Raw genomic sequence first — 21,668 nt, 5'->3', positions numbered from 1 at the left:
CAAACATCGGTGTAATCGGCTAGGCTCGGGGAGCGTGACCGAGAGAAAGAAGCCGGTCGGCCAGCCGGACAAGCGCCGGGCGATCATGGCCGGGGCGCTGACGTTGTTCGCCCGCGACGGCTACACGCGCGCCGGGCTGGACGCGATCGCCGTCGAGGCGGGGGTGTCCAACCGCACCATCTACAACCACTTCACCGACAAGGCCGAGTTGTTCCAGGCGGTGATGCAGGAGAGCACGCAGCGGGTCGCGGACGCCATGGTCGACATCATCGACCGCCATCTGACCAAGGTGATCGATCTCGAGAGCGACCTGATCGACTTCGGACTGGCCTGGCTCGGCGTGCTGACCTCCGACCTGGCCCCGCACTTCGCGCTCATCCGCCAGGTCAACGCCGAGATTGAGCACATCCCGCCGGCCGCGCTCAAGCTCTGGCAGGAGACCGGCCCCGGCCGTACCCGACGTGAACTGGCCGAACGCCTGCGCAGGATCGCCGGGCGCGGCGACCTCACGATCGACGACCCCGCTCGCGCGGCCGGGCACCTGATGCTGCTCATCTCCGCCGACAACCTCACCGACCGGGCGGATCTCCACAACGAGGACGCGCTCCGAGAGATGGTCACCGCAGGCGTTTTGACCTTCCTGTACGGCTATGCGGAACGGGCCGCGCACGGCTCGTGAGGCAGTGATCGGGACGGGAAACGATCAGTCCAAATGCGGGAGGTAGTGCTCGACCCGTCAGCGGTCGGTGCCGGGCCGCGGCGACCTGGACGGCGCCTCGGTGAGGAGGCGCAGTTCGTCGTGCACGATTCGACGTATGGCTTGAGGCGTGAAGTTGTGCGGGAAGGTCGCTGTCTGGAGTGTCAGCCCGTCCACGAACACGTGGAGGCGCGTGGCCTGGCCTTCCAGCTCGGTGTCGGCGAACTCCTGTCCCGCGCGATCGGGTAGCGGCAGGCCGTGGCAAGAGGCGATCGCCAGGCGGCAGATGTGGCGTTCCCCTGGCCAACTCGCGTCACGCAACTCCGCCAGGGACTCATCCACATGCGAGCGCACCAGGCATGCCAGCCATACGTCCACCTCGACGCGGCGGTTGTCATCGAGCGGAAGGAGCTCTTCGAGGATGAGCTGGGCGCGCCGCATGCCTGGAAGGTCCGCGTCGAGGTGGCCGGTGATGCGCTTGGTGACGCTTCTGGCGACCGCCTGCGCCGCGAAGCTGAGCAGGCCGCGCTGATTGTCGAAATAGTGGCGCAACCCGCCGACTGAGACGCCTGCCGCCTCGGCGACCTTGCGGACGGTGGCCCCTTCGATTCCATCCCGGCTGATGATGCCCCACACGATCCGGGTGAGTTCCTCGCGCCGCTGCTCGTGGTCCACGATCTTCGGCATGCCTCTATTACAGCACACCTGTACGGTCTCCTATAAAGTACAGGCGTGCGAAATAAAGCATGGCAACCGACGCTGGGCCTGAGCATTCTGGTGGCCGGCCTGGCCCTGATCGCCGGAGCGGCACTATGGCTGGCACTGAACGGCAACACCGGCATCCGCTACTCGGCCGACCACGCCGGCACCGTGCCCATGTGGCACCGCTGGATCCCGGCCCTCACCGGACTGGTGCTCATACGGCTGCTGCCCCCCAAGGCGACGCCCGCCGGCGCCGCGCCGGCACGCGGCGGCCTTTACCTCCAGGCCATCCTCCTCTTGGTCTCAGCCACGCTCTTCGCGGCGGGGTTATGGTTGTCGGGCGGCGGTGAACCTGCCCACACGCTGCTGAAGCTCATCCTGCTGCTCGCCGTACCCGCACTGCTGTTCTGGCTGTCACGGCGCGATTGCGCGGATCGCGGCCAGATCCATGAGCGGCTCGCGGCCTGGCGTCACTACGGCCCCATCGCAGCGGTGACCGCCTGGCTCGTTCTCACCTACACAGGTCCGCTGGCCGTGCCGCCCAGCGACTACGCGGCGAGGGTCGATCCCGTCACGCTGGTGCTCACCATCGTCGTGGTGTTCAGCGTCAACAGCCTGCTCGAAGAGGTCTTCTACCGGCGCTGGCTGCAGACCCGATGGGAGCACATCATCGGTCGCCGGCCCGCCATCGTGCTGACTTCCCTGCTCTGGGCGGCCTGGCATGTCGGCATCCAAGGCACGGGACACCTTCCTGCGGACCTCTCCTCGGCCTTCGTCAATCAAGGAGTGCAGGGGTTGTTCCTCGGCTATCTGTGGAGCCGATACCGACTGATGTGGCCCATCCTCGTTGTCCACGGTGCCATGAACGCCGGCCCCGTACTTCTGGGCATGCTGTAACGCCCGTCGCTCGATCTATCTGCATGCTGATCCGGATTTGACCCTGACCTTGCGTCAGGCTCCACGATGAGCGCATGACCGAGTACTACGAGGCATTCGATATCAGCCCTGTCCCTCCGCCCGGGCCCGACGCGACGCCACCCGAGATTTACCGGGGCATCTACGGCATGCCGATGTTCGTCACCGTGCCGACGCCGGACCTGGCCGCGTCCGTGAATTTCTGGACCCGCGGGCTCGGTTTCATCGACCTGTTCACGGTCCCGGGCCAGGTCACGCACCTTCGACGGTGGGCGTTCCAGGACACTCTGCTCGTCCCGACCGACGTCCTGCCGGCCCCTTCAACGGTGAGCATCGGCTTCAGTTGCGTGCTGAGCCAGGTCGACGAGATCGCGCGGGCGTGCACCGCGCTGGTGCCCGGATGCACGACGGGTCCACGACAGACTCCGTGGAACACCGTAGAACTGGAAGTCATCACGCCGGAGAACGCTCGCGTGATCATGACCGCGGCCCGTCCCCTCGACCCCGACAGCGCCGAGGCACGCTACCTCGAAGCAAACGGCTTCACCCTCCCCAAAGGGTGAAACCGCCGCGCATGTCAGACTCGACGGCGTGACCAACGCCGCGATGGACGATGCCGCGGGGCCCGGCGGGCTGACCGTCGGGGCCGCGGCATCGCACGTGAAAGTCACCGTCCGCACCCTCCATCATTGGGACGCGATCGGGCTCGTCCGCCCGTCCGGGCGAACCACCGGCGGTTACCGGCTCTACTCCGCGGCCGATATCGCACGCATCCACCGGGTGCTCATCTACCGCGAGCTCGGCCTGTCGCTCGACGACATCGGTGAACTTCTCGATGCTCCGACGGTCGATATGACCGTGCCGCTGAGACAACAGCGCACCCAGCTCCTCGATCGCATCTCCCGCTTGCAGGCAATGGTCGACGCGGTCGACCGCATGATCGAAGCCGCACACGCCGGCATCCTGCTCTCCGCGGAGGAACAAGTCGCGATCTTCGGGCAGCGCTGGAAGCCGTCACTGGTCGCGGACGCACGTGACCGATGGGGCGACACAGTTCAATGGGCACAGTACGCCGAGCGCGCCGCGGGTATGACCCCCGAGGACTGGCAGCGGATCGCCGACAACATCGCAACGCTCGAGCACGACCTGGCGGAAGCCAAGCGCGCCGGCGTCAGGCCAGGCAGTGCCGAAGCCAACGCGTTGGCGGAACGACACAGGGCCTCCATTGACGCGTACTTCGACTGCACCCTTTCGATGCATGTTTGCCTGGGAAGGAAGTACGCCGCCGATCCCGGGTTCACGGCATACCACGACGCCATCGAGCCAGGCCTGACCATCTGGCTCCGTGACATCATCGACGCCAACGCCCGCGATCGAGGCATCGACCCGGATTCGGCGACTTGGACCTGACGCACCCGCGCCCGCGTCATCAAGTGACGATCGAGACACGTGGGCTGGGGCGCGGGACCAAGCCGCCCGCCCTGCCGGTCAGGGCCGCATGGGGGTCAGATCGATCTCCGGCAGCCATACCGTCGGATCGGACGGCGAAGGCAGCGTGGATGGGCGCAGTTGTCGTAGAAAGGCTCGCAGCAGGGGGCGGGGGTTGCGTTGGTGCCAGACCACCGACCAGGGCATCAGGGGCATCGGGTCGACGACCGGGATACGGCGCAGACCGCTGCCGGCCGGGTCGATACTCATCTCACCCAACCCCACCGCCGCCTTCTCCGCCAAGAACTGTTCCACCAGATGTCGTTGACCGATGGCCGGCGCGTTGAACCGCAACGGCACGCCGAACCGGTGGGCCAGCCGTCTCAGATAATGCCGCCACTCGGCCGCGCCCGCTGGGTCGGGCATCGCGATGCCCGCCTCGCGCAGGTCGGCCGGCCGCAGCACGCTTCTGTCGGCCAATCGATGATCCTCGGGTACGAATGCGTGCAGCGGCTCCAAGTGCACCAACTTGTACGCCAGCTCGGCCGGCCACGGTGCCGACGCGTCGTGGACCCGGCCGAACGCGGCATCGATCTCCTGCCGCCGCAGTGCCGGCAACGCCACGGACAGCCCTTGGCGCATACTCAGCTCGATCCGCACGCGTGAGTCGCGCGCACACACCCGGCGCACCATCCGCAGCGGCGTGAATCGTTCGTCGTAGACGTCCACTCGCAGGGGGTCGTCCACTACGCGGACCGTCTGCACGGCCCGGTCGAAGGCGGACACCGCCTCGCTCGCGCGCGGCAGCAGCAGCCGTCCCGCCTCGGTCAGCTCTACCGCGCGGGTGGTTCGCCGGAACAGCGGAACCGCCAGAGCCTCCTCCAACCGGCGGATCCTTTTCGACAGTGCCTGCTGGGTGATGAACAGCCTCCCGCCGGCCCGCCCGAAGTGCAGCTCTTCCGCGGTGACGACGAACGCGCGCAGGCCCTCGATGTCCGCTTCCACGTGCCGAGCCTGGATTGGAAACCGTTGGTTGTCAATCCGATGGAAATCGTTGTTGGACGTCACCGGCCGGCCGCGGGTTTGCTGTTGTCCTACCGAAGGGGCACGAGATGAAAACCGTGGAACTCCGTTCCGAGCTGCACCTGCTCCTGCTGGAGTTCGGCCAGGCGTATCTGTGGAACGACGGCGGCGAACTCACCCTGGTCGACACCGGGATCGCCACCTCCGGCGGCGATATCGCGGCCGCGATCGAAAAGCTGGGCTTCCGTACCAGCGACGTCAAGCGCGTCGTGCTCACCCATTTCCACGAGGATCACTGCGGCGGCGCGGCCGAGATCAGTCGCTGGGGAGACGTCATCGTGCTGGCCCACTGCCTGGAGGCACCGGTGATCCGCGGCGACAAGCCCGCCCCCGCTCCGCGGTTCACGGACGAGGAGGCCGCTCTCCACCGCAGCCTCGGCGCCCACCTGCTGCCCCCTGCACCGGCCTGCAGGGTGGACCGCGAACTGGAGGACGGCGACGTGATCGATTTCGGCGGCGGCGCACAGGTGATCCACACACCCGGTCACACCGACGGCAGCATCGCCCTCCACCTGCCGCGATTCGGCGTGCTGTTCACCGGAGACACCGTCGCGCACGTCAACGGGCAGATCATGCCCGGCGTGTTCAACCTTGACCACGCCGAGATGCTCCGCTCCTTCCGCAGACTTGCCCGGATCGACGCGCAACTCGCCTGCGTCGGCCACGGCGAGCCTTTTCCCCACGCCCACGCTGCTCTCACCGCAGCTGCGGCGGCCGTCTCCGACCTGGGGACCTGACCTAGGGCCATGACTTGGCGCTTCTTGAGGAGCGCCCCGCTCGGGGCAGAAGCGCGAGCCATTCGGCGAGCGCCACTTCAACGGGTGGCGCCCTACGGACCTGGTCCATCACGGCGACCACGCCGGTGCCGATCCGCGCGGTCAGTTCGACGATCCAGCAGCGCGCCGAAGAATGATCAGGGTGATTACGACGCCGAGAACGACCCCAGCCGCCACTCCGGCGAGGACAGGCAGCCATGCCACGACCTGCTCGGTAAAGGTGGGCTCGTCCAGCGAGTCAGCGTACGACTTGATGGGGAAGAACTCATCAGGGATGGGCGCTTTAAACAAGTCGCCGTCCTGTAACGCGCCAGGTGTCGGAGTCACGATGCCCATGATGGCGTTGATCACATCTAACTGCCAGGGAACCCGCTGTAACCGTCGCTGGGTATCTGCTCCGCTTGCTGAGCGTGCTGGTGGCCGTGGATCGGACTTGTGGCCAGCCCGTGGTCCTCGTGCGGGACACTCCCGTGATCACGGCGAGACCTCCCCTCTGCGAAGGTCAGCGCTTCGGCCCATGTCGGCAAAAGTACGGGCCCATCGTGAGGAGAACCCGATGAGGCGATGGATGGCGGTCGTGGTCCTCACCCTGGCCGGACCGGCCCTCGTTGGCGCGCCCGCTTCCGATGCGGCCACGACCGATGACCCGGCTGCGGCGATCCAGCGTCAACTGGTCAAAGGGCACGGGGTGCGGACCACTCGATACACCACATTTCGATACACCACATTTCGATACACCACATTCAACTCGGGCTCGGGCTGGGAGCGCTTCAAGCCCACGAAGGGCGTCGTCGGATTCGGCAACGGCAAGGTGGTCGCGACCGACCTATGGGACTTCCAGGTGCGGAAGGCAGGCGTTCGCGATATCTGCTGACAGCCGTGCTCGCGACCACGACGACCACAAAAGCCTCAGGCACCTACGACGGCTCACCTACGACCCTTCGTCAAGGGTCGATCACCTTTCGTCAACTGTGGGACGTCGCGCCCGATCTGCGCGTGGGCGTTAAAGACGATCATGGTGAGTGGAAGATCGACTGGCGGCTGTGGATCGGCGAAGACGGTCTCGTACGCCGGGCCTGGTCCAAGTGGCGTCAGCCCGAAGGAGACAAGCTGAAGGGCGCAACCGGCGGGCAGGGATGGTTCGGCTTCGTCGAAGATGTCCGCTACTCGGATTGGGGAATGAAGCTCACCATCAAACCCCCGCCCGCCGCTCAGACAATCGGCAGGTGAAGCGCTGAATCCCTAGGTACTTAACATCGAGCACCTGGCGAGGACCATCAGATGCGGGAAACCCGATCCCGGGAAGCGATCTTCCGAGGACCTCCTTCGCGGTTGGCTCTGGCGCGGGTGGTGCGCGGCGGCGTCCCGTCCTGCAGATGATCCGGGCGATACGGTAGGGCATCATGAGATCGGTCCACGTCATGATCGCGGCGTCCGTCGTTGCCGTCCTCGCGGGATGTGGTGGTGAGGCGGACGGATCGGCGGCACCGGAGCGGCCCGCCCAGGCCACCGCTCCGAGTGCCACCCAGACGCCCTCTCCGGAGGCGGGGGCCATGGGGGTGCCTGCGCCTGATGTCCGCATTCCCAGCGACCCCGTCAAGCTGGCCGATGCCCTGAAGAAGACGACCACCGCGCTGAACGAGGCGATCGACAGCTGGACCAAGGGGGCGCAGGAGCGGCCGCCGCAGGACGTCGTGTTGCTCGCTCTTCATCAGCAGCGCATCTACCGGGCGATGGCCCGCAGTACGGCGCTGACCCAGGGGGTCGTCAGGCGTCTGCCCAAGGGGCTGGCCGCTGAGGCACGCGACAACACCACGGCCATCGCGAAGCTGCTGTCCCTGGCGCGTCCGATCAGTGCGGCACAGCGCAAGAGGATGCGCCTGGTGGAGCCGCAGCCCGCCGAGCGCTTGCGTGGCTACATGGTGCGGGCCGAGAAACGGTTCGGCGTCGAGTGGGAGGTGCTCGCGGCGATCATGCTCGTCGAGACGAAGTTCGGACGGGTCAGGTCGGCGAGCTCCGCCGGGGCGCAGGGGCCCATGCAGTTCATGCCGGGCACGTGGCGGCAGTACGGGCTGGGCGGCAACGTCCAGGACGCGCATGACGCGGTGCTCGCCGCGGCCAACTACCTCAAGGCGTCGGGGGCGCCGCGAGATTACCGGCGTGCGGTGTTCGCCTACAACCACGACACCCGGTACGTGGATGCCGTCCTGGCGCACGCACGCCAGATCAAGCGCGACTCGCGCAGCTTCTACGCGTACTACAACTGGCAGGTCTTCGTCCTGTCCGCGCAGGGCGACGTCCGTCTCACCGGTCCCCGCTGACCGAGTCTCGAAGACCGAGACCCGAGCCGGTGGGGTACGTCCCAACTTGCATCTCTCGCAGATTGTCAGGGCTTTCGGGACGAGTCAGCCGATCACCGCGTCGCCGCCGGTGCCCACGCCGATCCCGGCCAGTCCGTCGCGTATCCATTGCGGGGTGATGTGGTCCTCGAAGCGGTGCCGGTCGACGATGCGTCCCGTGCGGGCGTCGAGCTTGACGAGCGTCGTCGCGTCTTCGGCGACGTAGGTGTCCACGCCGTCCGTCAGCACGGTGCGGCTCCACACGTCGCCCAGGGTACGGCGCCAGGCGACCTCGCCGTCGGCGATCCGGTATGCGGTCACCTCGGTCTCCGAGCGTACGGTCACCAGTTTGTCCGACACCCCCATCGCCTCCCCGTAGGGGTTGTTCTTGAGCCCCGCCGACGGGGCGCGCCAGAGGATCTTCCCGTCCTGGACCCTGCGGACGATCAGAGCGCCGCCGGCGTCCACCGACGCCAGGCGGTCGGCGCCGAGCGCACGCGCGTGCCACAGCTCTCCACCGTCGAACCCCCACAGCCGCCTGCCGTCCGCGGCACTGAGCGCGACGTTCGACTCCTCGCCCGCGCAGTCCTGGAAGACGAGCACGGTCTCGCCCGCGCCGCGGGCTTCAAGGCTGGAGACTCCTGTGGCGCAGGAAGCGGACGAATCAGACGGGTAGGACCAGCGGATCGCGCCTGTGCGGCCGTCCAGTACGTCGAGCCGGCCCTCGTGCAGGGCCACCACGAGGGGAACGGAGCCGTCCGTGGCCATGGAGATGTCCCAGGCCGCCCCCCATTCCTCGTCGTAGGCCCGGTTGGCCTCGTGGTCAGGGCCTGGCGGCAGGTCGGCCTGCCAGACGATGCGGCCGTCCGGCACGTCGATGAGGCTGACCCGGCCGTCCCGCCAGACGGCCGCGACCCGGCGATCGTCCACCCGGACGGGATCCAGCGAGTCGTCGGCCCAGCCGTTCTCGTACCGCCAGGCCGTGGATCCGTCCGTGATCCGCTCTCCGACCAGTCCTGCGGTACGCAGGCCCCACCGCGAGCGCACCGCCACGTCACCGTAGACCTCGGCCGCGAAGGGAGCCCTACCGACGACGTCTATCCCTGGCGTCCCCCACCCCGCCGGGCGCCAGGGATGGGAGGAGTCCCCCATCGGCGTCATGGTCTCGCCCGGCCAGCCGACGAAACCGAGCAGCAGGATGCTGACGACGGCACATGACACGATCTGGATCAACCGCATAAGGCCCAGCATGGCCCTTTAATGCGATCAATGCGGCAAAACCGAACGCCGCCTCGTGGGTCCGCCTCTGGGCCGGTCAGGACCGTACGTAGCGCCGGAACATGGTTCCTGAGGCGAAGGAACGGTGCTCGACCAGGCGCAGCCGCAGCTTTTCCCCCACGGGCAGGTACGGCTTGCCGCCCCCGACGATCACGGGGAGCGCGTACACCCAGAACTCGTCGATCAGGTCCAGCAGGGAGACGGCCAGCTCGGGGCCGCCGAATTGGAGGGTGCCGTCGATCTCCTGCTTGAGACGCGTCACCGCGGACACGGCGTCCTTGCGACGGACGATCGTGACCCCTTCGGGGACGGTCTGGAGGGTGTCGGAGAAGACGTACCGCGGCGTCTCCTTGTAGAATTGGGCGAACTCCCGCTCGAGGGCCGGGGCACCTTCCTTGCCGAGGTCCTGCGTCCAGGGCTTTTCCATCGCCTCATACAGCCGCCTCCCGAACAGGAACGCCGCGATCCGGCGGACGTGGTCGTTCGCCGCCTGGCGAAAGTCCTCGTCCGGGTCCATGAAGTCCATGCCGCCCTTGGGGTCCTCGATGTAGCCGTCCATCGAGGTGTTCATCCAGTAGATGACCTTGCCCATGAAATTCCTCCTTGGTCGTAGAGATCGTCCGGAGTGGAGACCCGATGGAGCGCTAAAACTCATCGCAGGCCGGGCCAACAGCACTCACATCAGGCGGAGGCGTAGGTGGCCAGGGCGGGCTCCAGCAAGTCGAAGGCTTGGCCGGCTTCGGCGGCGATGGTGTGGGCGATCTGGTCGTTGGGGTGTCCGGCGAGGGTGAGGGTCTGGATGCGGTGAAACAGCACGCGGTGGACGGTGCCCAGCAGGGCGGCGGCGGTCTGCACGGTGATGTCGCCGGGCTGAGCGGCGGTGACGTCGGCGAGCACCTGGGCGAGGTGGTGTTCGCGCTGGTCGTGCAGGCCGCGCAGGCAGACGGTCAGGGTGGGGCTGTCGGCGATCATGCGGGCGAACTCCTGGCCGGAGAATCCGGCGACCGGGTCCTGGACGGCCACGGCGTCGGCGAACGCGCGGCGCAGCGCGGCCAGCGCTGACTCCCCTGGGCGTCGTGCGGTGACGGCGTGGGCCAGGGAGGTGGCGAACGCCTCCTGATGGTCCAGGGCCAGGTCTTCCTTGCGCGGGAAGTAGTTGGTGACGGTCTTCTTGGCGACGCGGGCGACGGCGGCGATCTCGGCGATGGTCGTCTGCTCGAAGCCCTGGGCGATGAACAGCCGGGTCGCGTGGTCGGAGATGAGCTGCCGCGTCTCGTGCTTCTTGGTCTCGCGCAGCCCGGCGGCCGGGGTGGGACTCTGGGTATCCATGACGCAATCTTATCCTCGTAGCATCTTTATGTTGACACCCTTGGACGCCTTGGACTAACTTTACCTCCGTCGTAAGTTTATGACGATGGAACATCAAGCCCACCCGCCAGAGGAGATCCCGTGCAGTTCATCGCTTCCACCGTCTCACTGACCGTCGACGACGTCGCCGCCTCCCAGGCGTTCTTCACCACTTACCTGGGCTACACCATCCAGCAGGCCGCCGACGGCTTCGCCTCCCTGTCGCGCGACGACGCGGTCGACATCGTCCTGCTCGCCCGCGGCATCGAGGTGCTGCCGCCCGAGCAGCGCGACCAGCGTGCCAGCGGTCTGATCATCGCCTTCACCCTCGCCGGCGGCCTGGCCCAGCAGGAGAAGCGGCTACGCGACGCCGGGGCGCAGATCACCATGCCGCTGCGCCAGGAGCCCTGGGGCGAAGCCCTGTTCCAGGTCACCGACCCCAACGGCGTGATCGTCCAGTTCGTCGAATGGGCCGCCCCGAACGCCGCTGACCCGACCCCATGAAAGAGGCTCCCTGCTGCGTCTAAGGCTCGGCGATCGGTGCGGGATCGAGGATCGCGCTCGCGCCGCGAAGGAGTTCCGTACGTAGGTCGTCCGCCGGCACGTCCGCGAGTTGGCTGATGGGATCGGTGGCGGCGGCGAACGCGTTTGCGGCGCCGAGCCGGCCCGGCGCCCGGCTCCATGGCCGCGCGCTTCTTCTGGCCCGCAGGAAATGCGCCTACTTGCCGCTGTGATCGATGACGTTGCCGGTGGCGCAGTTGTTCGTGTGATCGCCCACCCACATTCCTAGGGCCGGCACCACTGCCACCTCCTGCAGGCAGACGGCCGTGGCGGTGAAGTTCCAGTTGTTCGCCGCGTTCACCCCGCCACCGAAGTTCGTAAAACGAATGCGCAGCGTGAAGAGTCGAGTTTTCGATCTCGGCGGTGGCCGTCCGTGCCCACGATGCCGCGTGTCGCCCGGCGCCCGTGTGGGTCACATGGGGCCGAACCACCGCTGCAAGGCCGCCCGGAGCGATTCCATCTCCGCGGAATCTGGTTGGGGTGATGCGGAAGCCCAGGCCACGTAGCAGTCCGGGCGAAGGAGCAGGGCGGTGGGCGCGTGGGGCTGGGGGTGCGCGGTGACGATGTCGACCTGGTCGTGTCGCAGGGCAGGTGTCCGCGCCAGCGATGCTCCTTCGGTCAGGTCGAGCAGCAGGGGGCGTGCGGTTCTGGTCAGCTCGGCCAGCCGGACCGGCCCGGTGGGGGTGTGCAGCTCCAGGTTCGGGGCGAAGCGGCCGATCAGCGGGTGCGGCTTGGGTCCGCCCATGTTTTCGCCCACGTCTTCGCCTATGTCTTCGGCCACGTCTTCGCTCATGTCGTAGCGGACGTCGGCGCCCGCGGTGAGTTCGGCCAGGCGCCGTACCGTGTTCGGGTCGCGGAGCAGTTCGCTGAACACTTCGCGCAGTCCGGTGACGTCACTGCCGGGGGCGATCAGCGCCGACTGCGCCTGGGCGTTCAACACCATGCGGTGCGCGGCCGATCGCCGCTCCGTCTCGTACGTGCTCAGCAGTCCGGGCGGAGCGCTTCCTCGGATCTCGGCGGCGAGCTTCCAGCCGAGATTGATCGCGTCCTGCAGTCCGAGGTTGAGCCCGGGGCCGCCCCCGGTGGCGGCGTACACGTGGGCGGCGTCACCGATCAGGAACACCCGGCCGTGGGCGAACCGTTCGGCGACCCGGGTGTTGCCGCCGGTCAGCCGGCGCAAGGCGTGCGGCCCTTCGCCGTTGGGCGGTCCGAGTGGTACGTCGACGCCGAGCACGCGGCGGATGCTCGCCCGCAACTCCTCCAGGCTCATCGCGGCGTCAGTCGCGGGCTGGTCCCACTCGGTAGTGGTGACCAGCGGTGGATGGCCGGGCATCGGCGCGTACGAGAACCCGCCCTGCTCGGTGCGGTGGGGCAGGAACGGTATGACGGGGCCGTATCCGGGCACGTTCAGCGCGCCGTTGGCGGGGTCGACCCAGTCCGCGGGGACGGTTGCGTGCGCCGAGCGGACGGTCATCCGGTCGTAGGTGACGCCAGGGAATCCGATGCCGGACAGCTTGCGCGTGGCGCTGTGGGCTCCGTCGGCACCGATCAGGTATCGGGCCCGCAGATGGTACTCCCCGTCCGGGCTCGTGATGTCGACGGCGACGGCGTCGTCGTCCTGTGACAGGCCCACGACCTCGTGTCCCCGCCGGATTTCCACCCCCAGCTCGATCGCTCGATCCTCCAGGACCTGCACTATGCGTCGCTGCGGCACCGGCAGGGCGTAGACGGGGCTGTCCGCCAGCAGGCTCAGGTCAAGGCCCATCGCGCCGAACATGAAGTACGCGGAGTTCGGTCGCGGTGGTTCCGGGCTGCCGCTGAGACGTTCGTGCAACCCGCGGTGGTCGAGCATCTTCACGACCTGGCCGAGCAGTCCGTTCGCTTTGGGCTCCTGGCTGGGCTCAGGTAGCCGCTCCAGCACGAGCGGCCGGACTCCTGCGAGGCTCAGTTCGCAGGCCAGCATCAGCCCGTTCGGGCCGCCGCCGGCGATGACGACATCTGTGATCATGTTGCTCCTTCGCTCGCATGAGACTCGCAATGGGACTCGGAGGGGACTCGCATGGGACTCGCATGGTGATGAGACGCGAGGCTAGGCATAAAAGTGCGTGCACGCAAATTTGCGCGCACGCACTCAAGCTGGGATGCTGAAATGGTGACGACAAGACGAACCGGGTTGCGTGAGCAGAAGAAGCAGGCCACCCGGGAGGCGTTGAGTGCGGCGGCATTGCGGCTGGCCCTTGAGCGTGGACCGGACAACGTGCGCGTCGACGACATCGCCGAGGCCGTCGGCGTCTCAGCCCGGACCTACAACAACTACTTCTCCAGCCGCGAACAGGCGATCGTCGCCGCCATCAACAGCGAACGGGAAGCGCGGGTCGCGGCGGCAGTGGCTGACCGGCCCGACGACGTCGGCCTGGCCGCCGCGATCACCGAGGCGATCGTGGATCAGTACACGGATCCGGGCGTACCCAGTCGCGAGGCGCTGCTGATGATCACCACTCGTCCCGCGCTGCGCGAGGCATTCTCCGATACCACCAGCGCGCTCGAACACCCCCTCACCGACGCGATCACCAGACGCCTCGGCGATATCGACCCGCGAACCGCCCGTGTGCTCGCGGCCAGTGTGGCCGCCGCGGTCCGCGTCGCGATCGAACAGTGGCTGCACACCACTGCCGCCTCCGTCACGGCCGGCGGGCTCGTCGTGCCGTCCGGCTCGCTGGCGGACCTGCTGCGCACCACGCTCGCACCACTTACGCCCGCACTCGACGCCGTGGAGCGACAGGCACACCGCCCAGCCGCTTCCTAGTTATGGGAGCGTTGCCGGTAGCTACGCCGGATGGGAGCAAGTGATGCGGACCCGACGAGGTGCCCGGATTGTGCTGCTGGATCAGGACGATCGGATTCTGATGATCCGGCACAGGTACAACGGCGTCATCGTCGTCCCTGGCTCTCCGGTCCAGGAGTTTTTCTGGGTGCCCCCAGGCGGAGGATTGGCGGAGGACGAAGACTTCCTTCAGGCCGCCTGTAGAGAACTGCTGGAGGAGACAGGAGTGACGGAGGTCGAGTGGGGGCCGTGCCTATGGACTCTCGACGCGGACGTCCGGTGGGGCGGCGAGCCCGTACACATGCACGAGCGGTACTTTCTGGCGCGGGCGCGTGGCACGCAGGCCGTTACCCGCGCCTACCTGGAGCCGGAGGAACAGCAGGGAATCGTCGACCACCGATGGTGGTCCTTGGCCGAGCTTGTCGCCAGCACAGAGACTCTGCGGCCTGTGGGACTTTCGGAGTTATTGGCCGATGTACTGGCCGCAGAGGGACGTCCGTCAGGCGAGCCGCGCGCCCTGCGTACATAGGTCCTGTCCCCTGACGGCACCCAGGATGAAGGCCGCTCCCTTCAAGTCGTAGCAGCGACAGCAGACGATCTATCAGTTTGCGGCAATTCAGCCTGTCGACGGCGATGGACGGGGAGTGCTATGACCTTTTGATGCGCATTCGACCAGCTGAACTCGCTGACAGCGAGGCGATCGCTGTTATCCACGTGCGATCCTGGCAAGCGGCCTACCAGGGCTTGGTACCCCAGCAATATCTTGACGGGATGACTTCCTCCCAACGGCAACCCGGCTGGGAGCGTCTGTTGGCCAAAACGTCGTGGCCCTGGGAAGGAATCCTGGTAGCCGAATTCGACGGCTCCGTTGCGGGCTTCACCGGGTTTGGCCCCACACGAGATCGGGATGAGAATTCCGCGACCGTCGCGGAGATCACCACGATCTATCTGGCACCCGAGTTCTGGGGTGCCGGCGTCGGCAGGCAACTCATGACGATGGCGTTGGAAACCATGGCGCAGGCCGGCTATGAGAAGGCCACCTTGTGGGTGCTGGAGGCCAACGTACGCGCTCGGCGCTTCTACGAAAGCAACGGCTGGCACAGTGACGGTTCCGTCAAACAGGACGAGACACGCGGCTTCGCGCTCACTGAAATTCGGTACCGCCGTGTAGTCAACTGACCGTGAGGGGTGCGTACGGTGACTCCGTCCACTGGCTCGGGCCGCCGGGCGGCCCAGCCTCCGCTGCGATCACTGCCCATCCATAGGGGTCAGCGCGGGTGCTCAGCTTCCCTACGGAGACTCTGCGGTCGTCACGGTGCGCCGACGTCGCTCAACGAGGAAGAAACGGACAAGGATGAAGCCAATAATCGCGGCAGCCCCCGTCCATACGATCGTCTTCCGATGGCCTCGATCACCTCATTCCTGCCGGGCGGGAGCACGACCATCTGTACGGCGGCGCCGACCGGCACGGTCAATCTCGCGAGCAAACCCATCACTCCCGGCCGCTTGACGCATGCGCCGACGGCACCCAAGGGCGCTCCGAAGATGCCGCGCCGAACCCCGCGCCAATCGCCAGGACATTTGCCATGATTCCCACGGACCGGATAACGCGTAAGGGGACCCGCCGCCGACTATGTCGTTGATCGTTAGTCACGATGCTTTCCTACCGCACAAATCACGCTGTTCGCGGAACGATCAAACTTACGCCAGGGCCCTTCGATCGGATGCGGTCGGCGGCGCGACTCCTGACGTCAAGGAGGCGGCATAGTGATCGAGGAACAGCCGGGCGATCAGGTCGCCGCGTGAACCGGTGCCCGACTTGGCGAAGATCGACTTCAGGTGGTCCTGCACGGTGTATGACGACACCTGCAGCCGGCCGGCGATCTGCTTGGTGGACAAGCCCATGGCCACCAGCTCGGTGACCCGGCGCTCGCTGTCGGTAAAGCCGTACGCATCGACCATCAGGGGCGCCATCTCGGCGGGGCGAGCGACTTCCAGCATCACCGCGACCTGCGGTTCCGGACCGTCATTCAGCAGCGAGCCGCGGACGATCAGCCACTGACCGGCCCGGGTGCGCGCTCGGGCCCTAGCCGGCCGGAGATCGGTCGGCGCAGGTGCCGCACTCGTCGCCGGGCCGCAGAGGGAACGGGTCTGGCGAGCGACCGCGGAGATCACCAGCGGCAGCCGAGCGCCCGCTCTGTCACCGGTGCCCAGCTCGTCCAGCCAACGATCCGCTGACTTGTTGGACATGCGTACGCCGTCATCGGCGTCGAGGATCAGCAGACCGACGTCGTCGTCACCGGCCTGCGCGTCACCGAGCAACAGGCCCCGCCGTAGTCCATCAGTGATCAGAGGGGCGATCGACGATACGAACTCCACCTCGGCCAAGGAGAAGTACGGGCGCTTCGCCTCCCGGAACACGGTCAGCTGCCCCCATGCCCCCGTGCCGCCGGCGAGCACCACCCGCAACTCATCGGAGAATCCCCCGGGGCGGCGGATCTCCCGCTGGCGCAGGCTACGGTCGAGGTCACCGGCGGTGGCTTCGCTCAGACTGCCGGCCGGGCGGCCGGCGTGGGCGAGCTGTGACCACTTGTTGAAGTCCGGCTCACGCACCTCGATCTCCACGAGCCGGAGCAGCTCTGCCGCGGGCAGGCCGTTCTCCACGAACTCGGCGGTCGGGAGCATGGTCGCCGGGTCGGTCGTCATCAGGCAGGTGCCTTCGGCGGGCACGGCCCGGCCCAAGGCGTCGCCGACGGCCCGCGCGAAGTCCGGCACGGGTAACCCTCGGTGAACCAGCCTGACGATTTCGTCGCGGACGCGCGCATGCGCCGCAGATGCGTTGACCACGATCGGGAGCTTATGGCGATCGACGGCATCATCCCAGAAATCTGGGATACAACCCGGCTCCACGATCTCGCATGCTGGTCGCACAGATCAGTATCCGCCCGGGCAGGCCGGGCAGCACAGGGGGTCCCGTACGCCATGATCACCGTCGATACCACCCTCGCCGCCGGTACTTGGGTCGGCGATCCCGTTCATTCCGACATCTCGTTCAAGGTCCGCCACATGGGCGTCGGCAAGGTCAGAGGACGATTCGCGCTCGCCTCGGCGGCGCTGAGCGTCGGCGAGGGCGGCGGCCGGGTGACCGCCCTCATCGACCCCGCCTCGGTGCGCACCGGCAACGAACAGCGCGACCAGCACATCCGGTCGGCCGATTTCCTGGACGTGGAGAAGTACCCGCAGATCGAGTTCACCTCGACCGAGGTCCGCGGCTTCGACGGCGAGACCTTCATCCTGGTGGGCGAGTTGACCCTGCACGGTGTCACCAGGACCGTCGAGATGGAGGCCGAGTTCCTCGGCGTCGTCGACGATCCGTCCGGCGCGGAGCGGACCGGGTTCTCGGCGAGCACCACCATCAGCCGCGCCGCGTTCGGCGTCGACATCCAGCTCGGCTTCGGCGCCGGCAACGTCGTGGTCGCCGACACCATCGAGATCGCCATCGAGATCGAGTTCACGGCCACCGAGTCTGCCGCAAGGCAACTCGCCAACACTGATTAGGACGGAAACGTGAGTAAGACTGTGCTGTACATGTCGATGTCGGTGGACGGGTTCATCGCCGGGCCGAACGTGGCGCCGGGCAACGGGCTCGGTGACAAAGGGCATCGGCTGCATGAGTGGTTTCTGCCGGATGCCGACGCCGATCACAGGACAGACCTCGACCACCTGGCGGGCGCGAATCGTGAGGTCACGGACGAGGCCATGGCCACCGGGGCGGTCGTCGTCGGCCGGCGGACGTTCGAGCTCGCCGACGGCTGGGGCGGCGACCACCACGATGGCGTGCCGATCTTCGTCCTGAGCCGCCGTCAGCCCGATCCCGAACTGCAATGGCCCGGAGTCACCTATGTGAGCGACGTCACGGCCGCGATGAACATGGCCAAGGAGGCGGCCGGTGACAAGGACGTACTGGTCCATGGAGCCCGCACCGCTCGGCTGGCACTTGCCGCCGGCGTCCTCGACGAGCTGCAGATTCACCTGATCCCGGTCCTGATCGGACAGGGTGAACCGCTCTTCGAGGACATGCCGCCCGACCACATCGAGCTCGAACTGCTCCGTGCCGTGGACGGGCCGGGTGTGGCGCACCTGCGCTACCGCGTGCGGACGGAGGGCTGAGGCGATGGCGCTCATCCGGCTGTACATGACCATGTCCCTGGATGGTTACGTCACCGGGCCGCAGGACAGCCTGGACACCCCGATGGGAATCGGCGGGTTCCGGCTTTTCAACTGGCTCGACCGGCGCAACGACCCGGGACCCAGCCGGCAGGTGTACGCCGAGGCGCTGGCCAGCCGCGCCCTCATCGCCGGCCGCCGCACCTACGAACACGCCGACCGCTGGCAGGGCGACCATCACGACGGCGTCCCGATCTTCATCCTGACCCACGACGTCCCGGACGACCCGCCACCAGGCAGCGTCCGCTACGTCACCGACGTAAACGAGTGCGCCGCACAGGCCCGCGCGGCAGCCGGCGACGGCGACGTGATGGTGCACGGTGCCGGGGCGGCGCAGGCGCTGCTGCGGGCAGGGCAGCTGGACGAGCTGGAACTACACGTCGTACCGGTCCTGCTCGGGCAGGGACGCCGGCTGTTCGACGACCTGCCGGCCGAGCACATCGAACTCGACCCGGTCCGCCGGTTGACCACGCCGCAGGTCGAGGAAGTCACACAGCACGTCATGCACCTGCGCTACCGCATCCGCCACCCGTGACCCGCGAAGTTGTGCGACGTCAGCGTGTGAGCTCGTTGCGTAGATCGGCGAGCGCGAACGACTCCCGGTCCACCAGCACGCTTGGCAACCCCAGATAGCCATCGAAGTCCGCGGCCACCCTACGGCGACGCCAATGCCGGGCTGGGGAGACGAGCGGGTGTGTCTCGCCTGTCTCCCCGGAGGCGTCACGGCAGCAGTGCGGCGGCCTTGACCTTGTGCAGGTGGATCAAGATGTCGAAGGACTGGCCGAGGGCGGCCTTGGTGGCCTGGTCGGGTGACCAGAAGCCGCCGCCGATCAGGCGGGTGGGGCGGGGCTCGGCGAGCCAGGTTCTGGCCGCCTGTGGTGCGGCGCGGGTGTCGAGGATGAAGTCGCGGTAGCGGACCTGGTCCAGGACGTACTCGTTGTAGTCGCTGTCGGCCGCTGTGACCGAGCCCTTGCAGGTCAGGAGGCGCTCGGCTGGGGTGGAGCCGGCCGGGCACTCACCCTTGTCGAGGGTGAAGTTGTAGCCGCCCTGGTCGAAGCTGGTGCCGACGGTGACGAAGCGGTTGCCGAGGCGTTCGCGCAGGACGCCGCCCATCGGGGCGGGGACGAACATGGTGTCGATCGGGGTGTAGCTGATGTGCGCGTTCAGGCCGGACATCTGGATCTTGTGGCCGGTCGTCTTGTTCCACCAGACGACGTTGTCGGCCAGCGTGGTGTCCCGGTATTCCTGCGCCTGCCGGCGTCCCTCGGCGGTGGCCTGGTCGAAGGCGAAGTCGGTGAAGGTCTGCGACAAGGCGCGGGCGTGCTGCACCGCCCACTGGTAGTCGTCGCCGCCGGGCTTCTGCTGCTGGAGGAGTTTGAGGGCCTCGGTGGCGCGGCGGGCGTTGTCCTTGCGGGTCTCCAGTGGCTGGGACAGGGCGATGCCCATGTACTGGCCGGCGTTCGGGGTGGTGGGCCGTAGCCCCTCGTACAGCTTGGTGAACTCGGGTGTCAGGTCGGGGTGGTGCTCGGCGACGTAACCGAGGACCTTGTCGAACAGGACGTCGCCGGGGTAGAGCAGGTCGGCGCCCATGAACTGGACCTTCGCCTGGTGGGTGGTGTTGTAGGAGCGCATCCAGGTGATCAGGCCGAGGAACTCGCGGTTGTTGAACAGGACGTAAGGGCCGGTGACCTCGTCGTGCAGGATCTGCCGTGGGTCGCCCTTGGCGTGCAGGACGTAGTCGTTCAGCCGTACAGCGGTGCTCCAGCTCAGCTCCCGGGCGAAGGTGGTGAACCCCTTCTCCGTCACCAGGTAGCGGAACAGCCGGTGGTTGAGCGTGTAGAACTCGGCGGTGCTGTGCGTGGCCTCTCCGACACCGACCACCTTCGCGCCCGCCACCATCGCGCCGAACGCGTCCAGGTCGCGCAGGCCACCCTGGGGCGAGGTGGAGGCGAGGGGCTTGGCCACGGCGTTGAGCGCCGCCACGACAGCGGCCGGGCTGTCGGCGTCGGCGGTCGCGGCGGGGCCGATGGCGGTGGTGAGCGCGAGGCCGAGAACGAGTGCGCCGCCCCAGGTCTTGGTGTGCATATGGTGTCCCGTCGCATGAGTGCGTGTTGTTGACGGGGGTAAGCCTCGGCGGGAGCGCTGACAGTACAGCGACAGTCCGCTGACGATGCCCCGCGGGACACCGGCACAAAAATACGGCTGTCTATTTCACCGCAGGTTCACCGGGAGAGCGGTCAGTCGGCTCCCCTGTATGCCGCCGAAGTCGACCTGCTGCAACTCGGAGATCGGCACCGCGAGGTGTGCGTCGGGGAAGTCGGCCCGTACGACCGATACGACCGCGCTCAGTTCGAGTTGGGCCAGTTGCGCGCCGGTGCAGTAGTGGGGACCGGCGCCGAAGGTGAGGTCAGGCCCGATCGATCGGCCGGGATGGGTGTTGATGCCCTGGATGTCGATGAGCACGGGGGAGTGGGCGGGGAGCCGTACTCCGGCGAGATCGATGTCGGCGGAGGTGAACCGCCAGAGGCTGAAGGGTGCGGGCGCGTGCAGGCGCAGCGTCTCCTTGACGAACTCCTCGACCGTGATCTCCCGCGCTGAAGAGCCGTCGGAGTCGAAGACGTGGGCGAGCAGGAACCCCAGCGATGGGTCGGTGGTCAGCTGCCCGGCGTAGATCAGTGTGAAGATCAGGTAGTGCAGTTGTTCCTCGGTGAGTTCGTCGGGGACCCGTTCGCGTAGCTCGGTGGCGAGGCCGGGTCGGCCCTCGCTGAGCGCGGCGGCGGCCAGCTGTCCGAAGCCGGCCATCGCCGCCTCCACCTCCTGGGGATCGGCGCTGTGCATGCCCCGGCAGGCCGTGATGGCCTGGTCGATCCGGTCGAGTGGTACGCCGAGCACATCGCAGACCACGGTGAGGGGGAACCGAGTGGTGAAGTCGGCCATCAGGTCGACCGTTTCACCGGTCGCGGCGAGCTCGGTGAGCTGATCGCGGGCGAACCGGGTGATCCGTTCGGCATAGTCCTGCATCCGCCGGGCGGTGAAGAGCGGGGCGTGCGCTCGGCGCAGCCGCGTGTGCGCCGGGCCGTCGAAGGTGGTCAGCGACGGCTGCGCGGCGGCAGTCGGTTCCAGACCTGCGGTACGCGGGTCCCAGTGCGCCGGTGCGTAGGCGGGGTCTTTCACGATGTGGGGGTGTACGAGGGCTTCGCGGGCGAGGGCGTCGTCGGTGATGATCCATACCGGGCCGCCGGCTGGGGCGTCGGCCTGGACGATGGGACCGGTGGCGCGCAGGGCGGCGCGGACGGGATGGGGTTCGCCGATCCCGCGGACGGTGACGGCGAACGGGTCGACGGTGGCACGGGGCGCGTCGGTCATCGAGTCTCCATGGGGTGGTCCGAATCGGATGGTGAGGCAGGCGTCCTGGCCGATCGCCGGGGTCGTCATGCTGACGGTCGCGGTCAGAACGACGGCGGCCGTACGCCTGAACGGAATCGATCTAT

General features: G+C 67.5%; 26 protein-coding genes. 15 read left to right on the top strand and 11 right to left on the bottom strand.

Annotated features, from left to right (window positions below; genetic code table 11):
- Positions 1-34: 34 nt before the first annotated feature.
- On the top strand, positions 35-679 hold the full coding sequence (locus ACIBO2_RS23585) for a TetR/AcrR family transcriptional regulator (RefSeq protein WP_397299143.1): 645 nt from the start codon (positions 35-37) through the stop codon (positions 677-679).
- A 57-nt stretch (positions 680-736) separates the two neighbouring features.
- On the opposite strand, the gene ACIBO2_RS23580 is transcribed toward ACIBO2_RS23585, so the two are convergent.
- The gene (locus ACIBO2_RS23580) at positions 737-1,384 is read right to left on the bottom strand and encodes a TetR/AcrR family transcriptional regulator (protein WP_397299140.1); all 648 of its coding nucleotides are present in this window, start codon (positions 1,382-1,384) and stop codon (positions 737-739) included.
- Between the two features lie 45 nt (positions 1,385-1,429).
- On the opposite strand from ACIBO2_RS23580, the gene ACIBO2_RS23575 reads away from it, so the two are divergent.
- The 3 genes from ACIBO2_RS23575 to ACIBO2_RS23565 all read left to right on the top strand — a co-directional run bounded on the left by ACIBO2_RS23575 (position 1,430) and on the right by ACIBO2_RS23565 (position 3,724).
- Positions 1,430-2,296 carry a type II CAAX endopeptidase family protein gene (locus ACIBO2_RS23575; protein ID WP_358541979.1) on the top strand — a complete coding sequence of 289 codons (867 nt, stop codon included), beginning with the start codon at positions 1,430-1,432 and terminating at the stop codon, positions 2,294-2,296.
- Positions 2,297-2,370: 74 nt separating this feature from the next.
- Complete coding sequence (locus ACIBO2_RS23570; RefSeq protein WP_358541977.1) at positions 2,371-2,877, top strand: VOC family protein; 507 nt, start codon at positions 2,371-2,373, stop codon at positions 2,875-2,877.
- Between the two features lie 28 nt (positions 2,878-2,905).
- Complete coding sequence (locus ACIBO2_RS23565; RefSeq protein ID WP_358541975.1) at positions 2,906-3,724, top strand: MerR family transcriptional regulator; 819 nt, start codon at positions 2,906-2,908, stop codon at positions 3,722-3,724.
- A gap of 78 nt (positions 3,725-3,802) precedes the next feature.
- Here the strand turns inward: ACIBO2_RS23565 and ACIBO2_RS23560 are convergent, their stop codons facing one another.
- Positions 3,803-4,810 (bottom strand): LysR family transcriptional regulator, encoded by a 1,008-nt coding sequence (locus ACIBO2_RS23560; RefSeq protein ID WP_397299136.1) that lies wholly within the window; start codon positions 4,808-4,810, stop codon positions 3,803-3,805.
- 44 nt (positions 4,811-4,854) lie between these two features.
- Here ACIBO2_RS23560 and ACIBO2_RS23555 point away from each other — a divergent pair, with 44 nt between their 5' ends.
- Entirely contained in the window at positions 4,855-5,562 is a 708-nt protein-coding gene (locus ACIBO2_RS23555) for an MBL fold metallo-hydrolase (RefSeq protein WP_397299133.1), read from the top strand.
- A gap of 141 nt (positions 5,563-5,703) precedes the next feature.
- Here ACIBO2_RS23555 and ACIBO2_RS23550 read toward each other — a convergent pair whose 3' ends face one another.
- Positions 5,704-5,952, bottom strand: a complete 249-nt coding sequence (locus tag ACIBO2_RS23550) for a hypothetical protein (protein ID WP_358541969.1) — start codon at positions 5,950-5,952, stop codon at positions 5,704-5,706.
- A 217-nt stretch (positions 5,953-6,169) separates the two neighbouring features.
- On the opposite strand from ACIBO2_RS23550, the gene ACIBO2_RS23545 reads away from it, so the two are divergent.
- From ACIBO2_RS23545 to ACIBO2_RS23535, 3 genes are all read left to right on the top strand, one after another.
- Positions 6,170-6,475 carry a hypothetical protein gene (locus ACIBO2_RS23545; protein ID WP_397299130.1) on the top strand — a complete coding sequence of 102 codons (306 nt, stop codon included), beginning with the start codon at positions 6,170-6,172 and terminating at the stop codon, positions 6,473-6,475.
- Between the two features lie 5 nt (positions 6,476-6,480).
- On the top strand, positions 6,481-6,831 hold the full coding sequence (locus tag ACIBO2_RS23540; protein ID WP_358541963.1) for a hypothetical protein: 351 nt from the start codon (positions 6,481-6,483) through the stop codon (positions 6,829-6,831).
- A 173-nt stretch (positions 6,832-7,004) separates the two neighbouring features.
- Positions 7,005-7,922: a lytic transglycosylase domain-containing protein gene (locus tag ACIBO2_RS23535; protein ID WP_358541960.1), complete on the top strand. Its 918-nt coding sequence runs from the start codon at positions 7,005-7,007 to the stop codon at positions 7,920-7,922.
- Positions 7,923-8,006: 84 nt separating this feature from the next.
- Here the strand turns inward: ACIBO2_RS23535 and ACIBO2_RS23530 are convergent, their stop codons facing one another.
- The 3 genes from ACIBO2_RS23530 to ACIBO2_RS23520 form a co-directional block, all read right to left on the bottom strand.
- Positions 8,007-9,179 carry a PQQ-binding-like beta-propeller repeat protein gene (locus tag ACIBO2_RS23530; RefSeq protein WP_397299126.1) on the bottom strand — a complete coding sequence of 391 codons (1,173 nt, stop codon included), beginning with the start codon at positions 9,177-9,179 and terminating at the stop codon, positions 8,007-8,009.
- A 76-nt stretch (positions 9,180-9,255) separates the two neighbouring features.
- The gene (locus tag ACIBO2_RS23525) at positions 9,256-9,810 is read right to left on the bottom strand and encodes a dihydrofolate reductase family protein (RefSeq protein WP_397299123.1); all 555 of its coding nucleotides are present in this window, start codon (positions 9,808-9,810) and stop codon (positions 9,256-9,258) included.
- An 89-nt stretch (positions 9,811-9,899) separates the two neighbouring features.
- Entirely contained in the window at positions 9,900-10,547 is a 648-nt protein-coding gene (locus ACIBO2_RS23520) for a TetR/AcrR family transcriptional regulator (protein ID WP_358541952.1), read from the bottom strand.
- A 120-nt stretch (positions 10,548-10,667) separates the two neighbouring features.
- Between ACIBO2_RS23520 and ACIBO2_RS23515 the strand changes: the two genes are divergently transcribed.
- Positions 10,668-11,069 carry a VOC family protein gene (locus ACIBO2_RS23515; protein ID WP_397299119.1) on the top strand — a complete coding sequence of 134 codons (402 nt, stop codon included), beginning with the start codon at positions 10,668-10,670 and terminating at the stop codon, positions 11,067-11,069.
- Between the two features lie 214 nt (positions 11,070-11,283).
- Here the strand turns inward: ACIBO2_RS23515 and ACIBO2_RS23510 are convergent, their stop codons facing one another.
- Complete coding sequence (locus tag ACIBO2_RS23510; RefSeq protein ID WP_358541947.1) at positions 11,284-11,427, bottom strand: hypothetical protein; 144 nt, start codon at positions 11,425-11,427, stop codon at positions 11,284-11,286.
- A gap of 111 nt (positions 11,428-11,538) precedes the next feature.
- Positions 11,539-13,134: an FAD-dependent oxidoreductase gene (locus ACIBO2_RS23505; RefSeq protein ID WP_397299116.1), complete on the bottom strand. Its 1,596-nt coding sequence runs from the start codon at positions 13,132-13,134 to the stop codon at positions 11,539-11,541.
- 141 nt (positions 13,135-13,275) lie between these two features.
- Between ACIBO2_RS23505 and ACIBO2_RS23500 the strand changes: the two genes are divergently transcribed.
- From ACIBO2_RS23500 to ACIBO2_RS23490, 3 genes are all read left to right on the top strand, one after another.
- Entirely contained in the window at positions 13,276-13,932 is a 657-nt protein-coding gene (locus ACIBO2_RS23500) for a helix-turn-helix domain-containing protein (protein ID WP_358541942.1), read from the top strand.
- 43 nt (positions 13,933-13,975) lie between these two features.
- Positions 13,976-14,479, top strand: a complete 504-nt coding sequence (locus ACIBO2_RS23495; RefSeq protein WP_397299113.1) for an NUDIX hydrolase — start codon at positions 13,976-13,978, stop codon at positions 14,477-14,479.
- Between the two features lie 77 nt (positions 14,480-14,556).
- Positions 14,557-15,129 (top strand): GNAT family N-acetyltransferase, encoded by a 573-nt coding sequence (locus tag ACIBO2_RS23490; RefSeq protein WP_358541936.1) that lies wholly within the window; start codon positions 14,557-14,559, stop codon positions 15,127-15,129.
- A 522-nt stretch (positions 15,130-15,651) separates the two neighbouring features.
- Here the strand turns inward: ACIBO2_RS23490 and ACIBO2_RS23485 are convergent.
- Positions 15,652-16,725, bottom strand: a complete 1,074-nt coding sequence (locus ACIBO2_RS23485) for a helix-turn-helix transcriptional regulator (protein ID WP_397299109.1) — start codon at positions 16,723-16,725, stop codon at positions 15,652-15,654.
- A gap of 207 nt (positions 16,726-16,932) precedes the next feature.
- Between ACIBO2_RS23485 and ACIBO2_RS23480 the strand changes: the two genes are divergently transcribed.
- Genes ACIBO2_RS23480 through ACIBO2_RS23470 form a run of 3 tightly spaced genes read left to right on the top strand, consistent with a single transcriptional unit; the run spans position 16,933 to position 18,712 of the window.
- The gene (locus tag ACIBO2_RS23480) at positions 16,933-17,508 is read left to right on the top strand and encodes a YceI family protein (protein ID WP_397299106.1); all 576 of its coding nucleotides are present in this window, start codon (positions 16,933-16,935) and stop codon (positions 17,506-17,508) included.
- A 9-nt stretch (positions 17,509-17,517) separates the two neighbouring features.
- Positions 17,518-18,120 (top strand): dihydrofolate reductase family protein, encoded by a 603-nt coding sequence (locus tag ACIBO2_RS23475; protein ID WP_397299103.1) that lies wholly within the window; start codon positions 17,518-17,520, stop codon positions 18,118-18,120.
- Positions 18,121-18,124: 4 nt separating this feature from the next.
- Positions 18,125-18,712, top strand: coding sequence for a dihydrofolate reductase family protein (locus tag ACIBO2_RS23470; protein ID WP_397299100.1), 588 nt, complete (start codon positions 18,125-18,127; stop codon positions 18,710-18,712).
- Between the two features lie 185 nt (positions 18,713-18,897).
- Here ACIBO2_RS23470 and ACIBO2_RS23465 read toward each other — a convergent pair whose 3' ends face one another.
- Positions 18,898-20,262, bottom strand: coding sequence for an erythromycin esterase family protein (locus ACIBO2_RS23465; protein ID WP_397299097.1), 1,365 nt, complete (start codon positions 20,260-20,262; stop codon positions 18,898-18,900).
- A gap of 126 nt (positions 20,263-20,388) precedes the next feature.
- Positions 20,389-21,543 (bottom strand): cytochrome P450, encoded by a 1,155-nt coding sequence (locus tag ACIBO2_RS23460; RefSeq protein WP_358541914.1) that lies wholly within the window; start codon positions 21,541-21,543, stop codon positions 20,389-20,391.
- Between the last annotated feature and the right edge of the window lie 125 nt (positions 21,544-21,668).

Origin of the sequence: Nonomuraea sp. NPDC050022, assembly GCF_044460705.1 — a bacterium.
In the GTDB taxonomy this organism is placed as follows: Bacteria; Actinomycetota; Actinomycetes; order Streptosporangiales; family Streptosporangiaceae; genus Nonomuraea.
This window is presented reverse-complemented; position numbering and strand designations above follow the sequence as displayed.

Bases quoted from the DNA above. Each gene is read 5' to 3' on its own strand.
- ACIBO2_RS23580 (WP_397299140.1), bottom strand. From the start codon at position 1,384: ATGCCGAAGATCGTGGACCACGAGCAGCGGCGCGAGGAACTCACCCGG.
- ACIBO2_RS23570 (WP_358541977.1), top strand. From the start codon at position 2,371: ATGACCGAGTACTACGAGGCATTCGATATCAGCCCTGTCCCTCCGCCC.
- ACIBO2_RS23555 (WP_397299133.1), top strand. From the start codon at position 4,855: ATGAAAACCGTGGAACTCCGTTCCGAGCTGCACCTGCTCCTGCTGGAG.
- ACIBO2_RS23545 (WP_397299130.1), top strand. From the start codon at position 6,170: ATGGCGGTCGTGGTCCTCACCCTGGCCGGACCGGCCCTCGTTGGCGCG.
- ACIBO2_RS23535 (WP_358541960.1), top strand. From the start codon at position 7,005: ATGAGATCGGTCCACGTCATGATCGCGGCGTCCGTCGTTGCCGTCCTC.
- ACIBO2_RS23530 (WP_397299126.1), bottom strand. From the start codon at position 9,179: ATGCGGTTGATCCAGATCGTGTCATGTGCCGTCGTCAGCATCCTGCTG.
- ACIBO2_RS23525 (WP_397299123.1), bottom strand. From the start codon at position 9,810: ATGGGCAAGGTCATCTACTGGATGAACACCTCGATGGACGGCTACATC.
- ACIBO2_RS23520 (WP_358541952.1), bottom strand. From the start codon at position 10,547: ATGGATACCCAGAGTCCCACCCCGGCCGCCGGGCTGCGCGAGACCAAG.
- ACIBO2_RS23505 (WP_397299116.1), bottom strand. From the start codon at position 13,134: ATGATCACAGATGTCGTCATCGCCGGCGGCGGCCCGAACGGGCTGATG.
- ACIBO2_RS23500 (WP_358541942.1), top strand. From the start codon at position 13,276: ATGGTGACGACAAGACGAACCGGGTTGCGTGAGCAGAAGAAGCAGGCC.
- ACIBO2_RS23495 (WP_397299113.1), top strand. From the start codon at position 13,976: ATGCGGACCCGACGAGGTGCCCGGATTGTGCTGCTGGATCAGGACGAT.
- ACIBO2_RS23480 (WP_397299106.1), top strand. From the start codon at position 16,933: ATGATCACCGTCGATACCACCCTCGCCGCCGGTACTTGGGTCGGCGAT.
- ACIBO2_RS23470 (WP_397299100.1), top strand. From the start codon at position 18,125: ATGGCGCTCATCCGGCTGTACATGACCATGTCCCTGGATGGTTACGTC.
- ACIBO2_RS23465 (WP_397299097.1), bottom strand. From the start codon at position 20,262: ATGCACACCAAGACCTGGGGCGGCGCACTCGTTCTCGGCCTCGCGCTC.
- ACIBO2_RS23460 (WP_358541914.1), bottom strand. From the start codon at position 21,543: ATGACCGACGCGCCCCGTGCCACCGTCGACCCGTTCGCCGTCACCGTC.